General features: G+C 65.0%; 8 protein-coding genes and 1 tRNA gene. 5 read left to right on the forward strand and 4 right to left on the reverse strand.

Annotated features, from left to right (window positions below):
• The 3 genes from ACP5MM_RS09380 to ACP5MM_RS09390 form a co-directional block, all read right to left on the reverse strand.
• A partial coding sequence (locus tag ACP5MM_RS09380) for a PulJ/GspJ family protein (protein WP_427934495.1) occupies nucleotides 1-431 on the reverse strand: 431 nt, incomplete at its 3' end.
• Nucleotides 428-850 carry a type IV pilus modification PilV family protein gene (locus tag ACP5MM_RS09385; protein ID WP_427934496.1) on the reverse strand — a complete coding sequence of 141 codons (423 nt, stop codon included), beginning with the start codon at nucleotides 848-850 and terminating at the stop codon, nucleotides 428-430. The genes ACP5MM_RS09380 and ACP5MM_RS09385, both read right to left, overlap by 4 nt.
• A 47-nt stretch (nucleotides 851-897) precedes the next feature.
• Entirely contained in the window at nucleotides 898-1,398 is a 501-nt protein-coding gene (locus tag ACP5MM_RS09390; protein ID WP_427934497.1) for a GspH/FimT family pseudopilin, read from the reverse strand.
• Nucleotides 1,399-1,579: 181 nt separating this feature from the next.
• Between ACP5MM_RS09390 and ACP5MM_RS09395 the strand changes: the two genes are divergently transcribed.
• The 5 genes from ACP5MM_RS09395 (at nucleotide 1,580) to ACP5MM_RS09415 (ending at nucleotide 8,673) form a co-directional block, all read left to right on the forward strand.
• On the forward strand, nucleotides 1,580-3,322 hold the full coding sequence (locus tag ACP5MM_RS09395) for an autotransporter assembly complex protein TamA (RefSeq protein WP_427932987.1): 1,743 nt from the start codon (nucleotides 1,580-1,582) through the stop codon (nucleotides 3,320-3,322).
• Complete coding sequence (locus ACP5MM_RS09400) at nucleotides 3,319-6,870, forward strand: translocation/assembly module TamB domain-containing protein (protein WP_427932986.1); 3,552 nt, start codon at nucleotides 3,319-3,321, stop codon at nucleotides 6,868-6,870. Before ACP5MM_RS09395 ends, ACP5MM_RS09400 begins: the two co-directional genes overlap by 4 nt.
• Nucleotides 6,871-6,902: 32 nt before the next feature.
• Complete coding sequence (thiO, locus tag ACP5MM_RS09405; RefSeq protein ID WP_427934498.1) at nucleotides 6,903-8,045, forward strand: glycine oxidase ThiO; 1,143 nt, start codon at nucleotides 6,903-6,905, stop codon at nucleotides 8,043-8,045.
• Nucleotides 8,046-8,090: 45 nt separating this feature from the next.
• Complete coding sequence (locus ACP5MM_RS09410) at nucleotides 8,091-8,516, forward strand: Fur family transcriptional regulator (protein ID WP_427932982.1); 426 nt, start codon at nucleotides 8,091-8,093, stop codon at nucleotides 8,514-8,516.
• Nucleotides 8,517-8,597: 81 nt separating this feature from the next.
• Nucleotides 8,598-8,673 (forward strand) — tRNA-Lys (locus ACP5MM_RS09415).
• A 13-nt stretch (nucleotides 8,674-8,686) separates the two neighbouring features.
• On the opposite strand, the gene ACP5MM_RS09420 is transcribed toward ACP5MM_RS09415, so the two are convergent.
• The coding region (locus tag ACP5MM_RS09420; protein ID WP_427934499.1) for a tyrosine-type recombinase/integrase at nucleotides 8,687-8,969 on the reverse strand (283 nt) is incomplete at its 5' end.

Here is an 8,969-nt window from a genome sequence, read left to right on the forward strand (position 1 = left end):
GCGGTATTCGCTGGCGCTGCAGTGATGGATGTGGCTGAGAAGCCGCTATTAGTGGATGTCGCCATTCTGACGGTCAAGCTTTGGGTGCTCACGGTGTGCCCAACGGTTGGGTCATATTGGGGCGCAGATTGGGTGGTCGCCTGAATCGGAACGAAGTTGATGGTCGAGTTGCCCCCGTTCACGGTGGCCAAAGTCTGGCTGCACCCGCCGCTGTCAAGACCGTAACCTGCCTGGCGGGCGGTGTCCGTGACCATGTTCATTGCCGCTTGCGCCTGTTGCCACATGTCCGTAATTTGCTGAGTGCGCCGTGCCTGATTGGAACTGCTGATGAAAATACCGTAAATCGCTACCAGGGCAATGAGGGAAATAGCCATGACCACGAGGAGTTCGACCAGCGTGAAGCCACTTTGCTTGGCGTGAGGTGTGGTCATGGCAGCAGGATCTCTGTGCTGACGTTCAATTGATGTTGTCCGCCCATGGGCGTACCCCATTGCACGCTGATAGTGGCAATGGCGGGCAGTGTGACACTGGTGCCCGCAGTGGCGGTGCCGTTGGGCGTATAGAACTGCACGGAACCGCAACCCTGGGGTAGCGTATTTGCGACCAAAGTGGACCATGCTGCGGCTACGGCGGCGGCGTTGCCCGTGCCAGGCAAGTTGTTGGTGCAGGTGTTCATGCCATTGAAATCTCCCACGTTGCTTCTGCCGGCGGCCCAGATGTTGCCCAGCATCTGGTTGGCGGCGAGGCTGGCTTGGGCCATGTATTGCGCCCCCGAGTTTTGCCGGATGAGCGCTACCTGGAGATAGGCTAGGCCCAGCAGGCCGATGGCGAAAATCGTTAGGGCCACCATGAGCTCTATCAGGCTGAAACCTTGCTCGGATGAAGGTGTCGGCTTGTTCATGGGGCGATGTAACAGCCGCCGCCGGCGCTTTGCAGGCAACTGGTGACGCGACCGCCGGCACCGACGAGCACCAGCCAGGTGGTGCCGGCGCTGTTGGGCGTGAAGGTGAAGGTTCCGCCCAGGGCGCAATTGCCACCGGGGGCTAGAGTGCCAAGCGGGTCAAAGCAGATTTGGCTGGCTGTGGCTGTGCAAGAGACGCTGGCGTATTCACTCTGGTAGCGCGCGGCGGTCATGGGAGTGTAGCTGGAGAAGGTGGGTGCGAGACTCCAGGCACAGACGCCGTTGGCGGCGCTGATGTTGAGGGCGACGACCTGATTGGTCTTGACCGCTTCGGCACGGGCCATTTGTAAGTCCTCCTGCAGACGGCCAGCGGCAGATCTGACTTTGGAATTGAGGAGAAAGCTCTGCAGGCTCGGCATGGCGATGGCCATGAGGATGGCGGCAACGGCGATGGTGACGACGAGCTCCACCAGGGTCAGCCCGCGCTCTTGTTGCATGCCACGCCCATTGCGACCCATCCCTCCCCCTTCTTGACGACTTTTTATGCTCATTGTGAATAGTTAGACCTTTTCCCGTGCTTTGCAAGGTCTTTGCGGGGTGTGGGTGGGGGCGGGGCGGTTGCGTTTTTGCTACACTGCGCTTATGGCTTGTTTGCTGCGGTGGGGAGGGGGTGTGGGCATGGGGCGCATGGGGCTCGGGGCCTGCTTGGGTCTGGGGGCTTTGCTCTGGGCGGCGGGGGCGATGGCCGGTGAGCTGCGCTTCGCCGTGCGGGGCGTGCCCCCGGATCTGGCGGCCAAGCTGGATAAGGCCTTACCGGTCACGCCCTTGTCCCATCCGCCCGCCGGCATCGAGGATGCGCGGCTGGCGGCGGGGCTGCGCCTGAAGGATGCGCTGGAGGCTTATGGTTACTATGGCGCCGAGTGGACGGCGCGGCAGCGGGATGACGGCCATGGCCAATATACGGTGACCTTTGATCTGCATCTGGGTCAGCCCATCCGGGTGCGGGCGCTGACCTTGGGCGCGGTGGGGGCGGGGGCGGAGTTGGCGCCCTTGCGGCGGCTTCTGGGGCGTTTCCCTTTGCGGCGGGGGGATGTGCTGGATCAGGTGGCCTATGAGGACTGGAAGGGGAAGGCGCTGGCGCTCTTGCAGGCCAACGGTTATGCCCGGGCGGATTATGAGCGGCATGAGATCCTGATCGACCGCGCGGCGTTGTGGGCGGAGATCTACCTGCTGCTCAACACGGGGCCGCGCTATCGCTTCGGGGCGGTGCGCTTTACGGGGGCGACGGATTATCCCCGCTGGTTTGTGGCGCGTTATCTGACTTTCCATCCGGGGGACTGGTATTCACCGGCGCAGATGGCCTTGTCCCAGACCAATCTGCGCAACGCGGATCGCTTTTCCGCAGTGCGGGTGACCGCTGATGTGCAGGGAGCGCGGGGGGACGCCATCCCGGTGGAAGTGCGCCTGGAGAGCCTGCCGTCCCAGCATCTGAAGCTGGGGGCTGGGTATAGCACGGATCTGGGGCCAAATCTGGCCTTCACCTATGAAAACTACAACGTCTTTCATCGCGCCCAGCATTTGCATGTGTCGGTGCTGGCGGCGCAGCGCAGCCGGGATATCGGGGCGGCCTATACCTGGCCCATCGGGAGCCAACTGGGCTCGCAGTATGTGGCGAAGGCGCTCTATCAGAATCAGCAACTGGTGGCGTATCACAGCAACATTTTTGATGTCGGCGGCGGGCGCCAGTGGTCCCTGGGCATGAATCAGACCCTGGAGGCCCTGCTCTCTTTCCAGCAGAGCACCTATAACGTGGGCGGGGTGGCGGCCAATGCGCGCTTCATCCTGCCGTCGCTGCAGTACAGTACGCAGCAGTTCGCCAATCTCTTGCGGCCCGTCAACGGTTATTCGCTGACGGCGAAGATGGAGGGGGCGAGCAAGGCGTGGGGAAGTGCCGCCAACCTCTTTCGCCTCAGCGCCGATGGGGTCTGGCGCACGCGCCTGTCCCGGGACTGGGTGCTGGGTACGCACGCCAGGCTGGGCGGCCTGTGGCTGGCGGGGTCCATCAACGCCGTGCCCCCGGAACTGCGTTTTTTTGCGGGCGGGCAAAACAGCCTGCCGGGCTATGCCTATCTCTCCCAGGGGCCCCTGGCCAGCGATGGCACGGTGCAGGGCGGCCGCTACCTGCTGGTGGGGGGGGTGGATCTGCAGCGTTTCGTGAGCAAGGACTGGGCGGTGGTGGCCTTCTACGATGCGGGCAATGCCTTTGACAGCGTGGCGCAGTTCCGGGCCTTGCAGGATGTGGGGCTCGGGGTGCGCTGGTATTCGCCCTTTGGCCCCATTCGCCTGGATCTGGCGCATCCTTTGATCGCTCCGCGGACGCCGGCGGTGCGCGTGGTCTTTTCGGTGGGGTTCACCCTGTGAAGTGGAAGACGCATCTCTGGATCGGTTTGCCGGCCTTGCTTTTGTCGCTGCTCCTGGTGGCGGGCTCCTGGTGGCTGCTGGAAACGACGGGCGGGGCGCGCTGGGCCCTGCAACAGGTGCCGGGCCTGCAGGTGCAGCGGGTGGAGGGCCATCTGCTGGGGGCGATGGATCTGCAGGGGTTGCGCTGGCAAGGGGGTGGCAACACGCTGCGGGTGGCGGACCTCACCTGGCGGTGGCGACCGGGGGCCTTGCTCTGGGGGGAGTTGGATTTTGCGGAACTGCGCCTGCGGGGGGTAGCGCTGCGCTTGCCGCCCTCGCCAAGCCAGGCGCCGCTGCCGCCGTTGCGATGGCCGGCGCTGCCGGTCTGGTCGCGCCTGGCGAGTCTGCGGATCAGCCGTTTGCAGGTGGAGCAGTTGCAAATCTTTGCCGGATCCGTTCAGAGCTTGGCGCTGCAACACGCGCTGGCGACGGATCTGGCCTGGCGGCACGGGCGGTTACTGGTGCCGGAGTTGATCCTGGCGTTTCCCCAGGGCCGCCTTCATCTGGCGGCGAACGCGAACCTGGTGCAACGCCACCTGCAGTGCCTGGGGACATGGGTACAGGGGCCGGCGTTGCGCATCGCCTGGGGGCTGAACTGGCACGGTGTGCGGGATGATCTGACCCAGGGACCTTTCGCGGTGCAGATGGAAGGGGCGCAGCCCATGGTCCTGACGGGTTTGGTGCGCATCACGCCCCATCACCTGGGTTTGCCTGCCCTGCGTCTGGTGGACCCCGTTCTGGCCCGGCCGGCCCTGGGTTCGGCGCTGATTGCCCTGCCGGCAAAGACCGGCGAGGAGGCGCGCCTGGCGAGCCAGTGGACAGGGTTGCTGCTGCGGCAAACGCCTTCCTGGTTGCCCCCTTCGGCGCTGTCGCTGCAATTGCGTTTGCAGGGCAGCAGCGCCCGCTATGCCGGAACCCTGGCCCTGGCCGGGGACCGTGCCCTGGGCGATCTGCAGGGGGCGCTGGCGGGCGATGCCCAGGGGCTGCGCTGGCAAGTCGGCGGGACATTGCTGGGGGCGCAGTTGCACAAGAGTCTCATCGCTTTTTCCTGGCAGCCGCACATGGCCCTGCGAACGACCCTGGCTTTTCGCGGCCTGCGGCCGCAGCGGTTGGTGAAGGCCGTGCCGGGGAATCTCTCCGGCGTGCTGCGGGTGTACGCCCGGCAGGGGGCAGGGGGCTGGTCCGGGGAGGGCGATCTGGCGCTGGCGGCCAGTACCCTCTATCGGCAGCCGCTGTCGGGTCGCGCTCTGGTGCATTTCACAACTGGGGCGTGGGTGCTGAAGGAGGCCCGTTTCACTGGCCCGGGCCTGGACCTGAGCGCCAGCGGCGATCTCGCCCGGCGCCTCGATTTCCGCGCTCAGGTGGCTCGTTGGCAGGGGTTGGTGCCGGGCATGATGGGGACGACGCAGTTCTCGGGCTGGGTGGCGGAGGGGAGGGGGCGCTGGTGGGGTGCGGTGCATGGTGAGGGCCGTGCCCTGGGTTATGGGGGTGTTCGGGCCGGCGCGGTGCGGGTGGACGCCAAGTTGAGCGCGGCGCAAGCCTTGTCGGCGCAGTTGCAGGTGACGCGGCTGTTGCTGGCCGGCCACGGTCTGGATCTGCGCTTGCACGCGCAGGGCCGCCTGGCGGACTTTGGCGTGGCGCTGCGTGGCCAGTGGCAAGGGAACCGGCTGGATCTGGGCGGGCAGGTGCAGCATCTGCCTAACGCCTGGGCACTGGCGGTGGCGCAAATGGCCCTCCAAGGCGGTCCTCTCGGCGACTGGCGTTTGCAAGGCCCCGGCAGCTTGCGCTGGGCTCAGGGGGAGGTGGTGCTGAGTCCGCTGGACTTTGCCGACGGCCATGGGGCTCGCGTGGCGGCCAGCGGCCGTTATCTGCCAGCGGCGCAAAGGGGCCAGGTGACGCTGGACGTCCATGCCCTGCCTTTGGATCTGCATGCGGTGGCGGCCAAGGCCTCGCTGCGGGGCCTGCTGAACGCGCGCTTGCAGGCCCGCTGCCAGGGTGTTTGCCAAGCGAGCGGGCAATGGCAATTCGCCCAGACGCAGGTGCGCTGGCAGGGGGGGGAGGGCGCCGCGGAGGAGATCATGCTGCAGCGTTTTGATGGGCAGGTGGCATGGTTGCCCAACGCCCTTTCCCTGCAGGCGGATCTGGCCTTGCCCGCGGGGTTCGGTTCGGCCAGCGTTGCCCTGCATAGCCCGGTGACCCTGGCCTTGCCATGGCGCTGGAATGGTGCCGCCCCGCTCCTGGGGACGGTGGATGCGCAGTTCGGCCCGCAACTCTTCGCCGCGCTGCCGGTGGGCGGGCTGCGCATGCGCAAGGAGGGGCAGGGGCATTTGCAACTGCAAGTGAAGGGTAGCTGGGATGCGCCCCGGTGGAGCGGCAGCGGGCAGGTACAGGGAGCGGGGTTTTATGTGCCCCAGGCCGGACTGAATGTGCAGGATCTGGGTTTTCATCTGCAGGGGGACGGGCGGCAGTTGCGGGTGAGCCGGATCTCGGCCCGCTCGGGCCAGGGGCAGGTCCAGGGCCAGGGGACGCTGGACCTGGCGGGGCCCAATCTGGAGCATTTCGCCTTCCAGTTTGCCGGGCAGGATTTCAGCGCCCTCAACCTTCCCGAAGTGCAGGCCGCCGTGGCGCCGAATCTGCGGGTGACGGGTGATCTCCAGGCCGTGCAGGTGGATGGAAGCATCCTGACCAACCGCCTGCGCATCCTCGGGAATGCCTTTGGCGGGCCGCGTCCGTCCAGCGATGTGGTGTTTGTCAAAGCGATCAAAAAACGCGCGGGGCCGGCCTTGAATGTAGACCTCAAGATCGCCCTGGGCAGTGACGCAAAGGTCCTCATCGGAGGCTTGAGCGCCAATCTGGCGGGGGATCTGGCGGTACGCATGCACAACGGCCAGGGCGCTAATGTGGAGGGTACCCTGCATATGGTGGACGGGCGTTACACCATCTACGGGCATGCCCTGGAGTTTCAACGCGGGGTCATCGTGTTTCATGGCCCCGCGGATCAGGCCAATCTGGATGTCCTGGCGGTGCGCACCATCAAAAACAGCAATAGCTTCAGCGTGGATAATACGCCCGTAGAGGCCGGGGTACAGGTCACGGGTACGCTGCAGTCTCCCCAGGTGCAGCTCTATTCCAAGCCGAGCATGTCGCAAACGGATACCCTCTCGTATCTGGTACTGGGTACGCCCAGCAGCGGCCTGCAAAGCCAGGATTCCCTCCTTTCCGCAGCGGCCGGGGAACTGTTCTCGGCGAGCCGCGCGGCGCTCTTCGGCAACGCGCTGACCGGTACGGGGGTCAATGTGGGCGTGACATCGACGGGAGGATTGAGCGGGGCCATGGTCACGCTCGGGCATTATCTTACGCCGGACCTGTATCTGAGCGTGGGCCAGTCGGTGCTGGGAAGCGGAACGGTGGCGCGGCTGCGTTATCGCATTACCCGCCATATCGAGGCGGAAACCGAGAGCGGCACCCAGAACGGCCTGAACCTTTTTTATCGCATCGACTTTCGCTGATGAGGGCGGCCGGTGCGTGATATAGTGCGGTCATGGAAACGCGGGATATAGTGGGACAGGATGTCGTGCTGGTGGGCGCCGGCGCGGTGGGGCTGGTCAGCGCCATGGTGCTGGCCGAGGCGGGAATGCGGGTGACCTTGCTAGAGAAGGGCCGGGTTGGGCAAGAGGCCTCCTGGGCGGGCGGCGGGATCCTCAGCCCGCTTTTCCCCTGGCGTTATCCACCGGAATTATTGCGCCTGTCCGGTTATAGCATGGACTTGTATCCGCGATTGGCCGCGGAACTGCAACGGTATACGGGCATCGACCCAGAATGGGAGCCCTCCGGTTTGGTCATTCTCGATGATGGGGCCCAGCGCATCCCCGCCGATGCCGTCTCCTGGGGCGCGGCCTGGGGTCATCGTTGGGTCCTGGAAGGGGCGGCGGCAGCCCAAGAACGCCAATCCGGGCTGCGGGCTTCGGCTCCCGCCCTGTGGTGCCCGGAGGTGGCGCAGATCCGCAATCCGCGCCTGCTGGCTGCCCTGGTGGCGCGCTGCCGGCAATTGGGTGTGCTCATCCGGGAAGACGTTGCCGTGGAAGGCTTTGCCCAGCGCAAAGGGCGACTGACCAGCGTGGAAACCAGCCGGGGATCGCTACCGGCAGGGCGGGTGGTGGTGACGGCCGGGGCATGGACCGGCCGCCTGTTGGGCCATGCCGGCATTCCCATGGCCATTGAACCGGTGCGCGGGCAAATGCTCTTGCTGCAGGGGCAGCCAGGGGCACTGCAGCATATCCTGATGCGCAATACCCATTATATGGTGCCGCGTCGCGATGGACTGATCCTCGTGGGCAGCACCAGCGAAGCCGTGGGCTTTGATAAGGGTATTACGGAGGAGGCGCGCGCGGCGCTGCTGGCCTTTGCCCGGGAGGTTTTCCCGCCGTGTCGCCCCTATCCGGTATTGCGGCAGTGGGCAGGCCTGCGGCCCGGTAGCCATGCCAGCGTACCCTATATCGGCGCCATCGCCGGCTGGGAAGGCCTCTATGTGGCGGCTGGTCATTTCCGCTACGGTCTCACCAACGCCCCGGCGACCGCGCAACTGCTCACCCACGCCCTCCTCGGGCAGCCCGCAGCCATCGACCCAAGCCCCTATTGGCCGGGGCCGGAGCGCATAAAATTAGACCTTTCCGATCCCGGTTAATATGGCTATAATTATAATAGGTTTAAAACTGAAAGCAGGTGCATGATGAACGCATCACCATGGAATAAACAGAAGGTACTGGAGGTTTTGCGGGACGCCGGGGTCAATCCCACGAGCCAACGCGTGGAGATTGGTTATGCCCTGTTCTCCTCCTGCGCACACCTGTCCGCAGAAGAGATCATGCAGCGGGTGAACGCCGACTATCCCGTCGTCTCCAAGGCCACCGTGTACAATACCCTCGGGCTCTTCGCGGAGCACGCCTTGGTGCGGGAAGTGATTGTCGAGCCGGGGAAGGTCTTCTACGACCCCAACGTCTCCGCCCATTACCACTTTTACTACGTGGATAGCGGCGATCTCATCGACATACCGGCCTCCTCCCTGGAAATCAGCAACTTGCCGGAACTGCCGCCGGACACGGAGATCGAACGGGTGGACGTGGTCATTCGCGTTCGCCGCCGCAGTACCCATTAAGAGCGCTGGCCGCCAAGCGTTCCCATCGTCCCATGGGCGGCACTTGCCTTTTGTCCGCTCTTGTCGGAGAATACGCGCTCCGGGTTGTTAGCTCAGTTGGTAGAGCAGCTGACTCTTAATCAGCGGGTCGTGGGTTCGATCCCCTCACAACCCACCAATTTATCAAGAGGTTAGGCGGTCTCAGGCACAACTCTTAGCGGGGGATGTGCCTTTTTTGTACCATGCACCGTCACATTGCCCGCATACTGCGCGACGTGATCGGCGCTCAGATGCGCGTACCGCTGCACCATCTCCAGACTGGCCCATCCCCCCATCTGCTGCAGGACGATGAGTGGCGTACCCGCCTGCACATGCCAGGACGCCCAGGTGTGCCGCAGGCCGTGCCAAGTAAAGCCCTCGATGCCGGCCCGCTTCAGGGCGTTGCGCCACGCCTTGGTGTTCGTCTGCGTGACC

This window comes from Acidithiobacillus sp., from assembly GCF_049965315.1.
GTDB lineage: Bacteria > Pseudomonadota > Gammaproteobacteria > Acidithiobacillales > Acidithiobacillaceae > Acidithiobacillus_B.

What these genes read in the sequence shown, in the direction of transcription:
- ACP5MM_RS09385 (WP_427934496.1), bottom strand. Translation starts at nt 850, where the DNA reads ATGGTGGCCCTAACGATTTTCGCCATCGGCCTGCTGGGCCTAGCCTAT.
- ACP5MM_RS09390 (WP_427934497.1), bottom strand. Translation starts at nt 1,398, where the DNA reads ATGCAACAAGAGCGCGGGCTGACCCTGGTGGAGCTCGTCGTCACCATC.
- ACP5MM_RS09395 (WP_427932987.1), top strand. Translation starts at nt 1,580, where the DNA reads ATGGGGCGCATGGGGCTCGGGGCCTGCTTGGGTCTGGGGGCTTTGCTC.
- thiO (WP_427934498.1), top strand. Translation starts at nt 6,903, where the DNA reads ATGGAAACGCGGGATATAGTGGGACAGGATGTCGTGCTGGTGGGCGCC.
- ACP5MM_RS09410 (WP_427932982.1), top strand. Translation starts at nt 8,091, where the DNA reads ATGAACGCATCACCATGGAATAAACAGAAGGTACTGGAGGTTTTGCGG.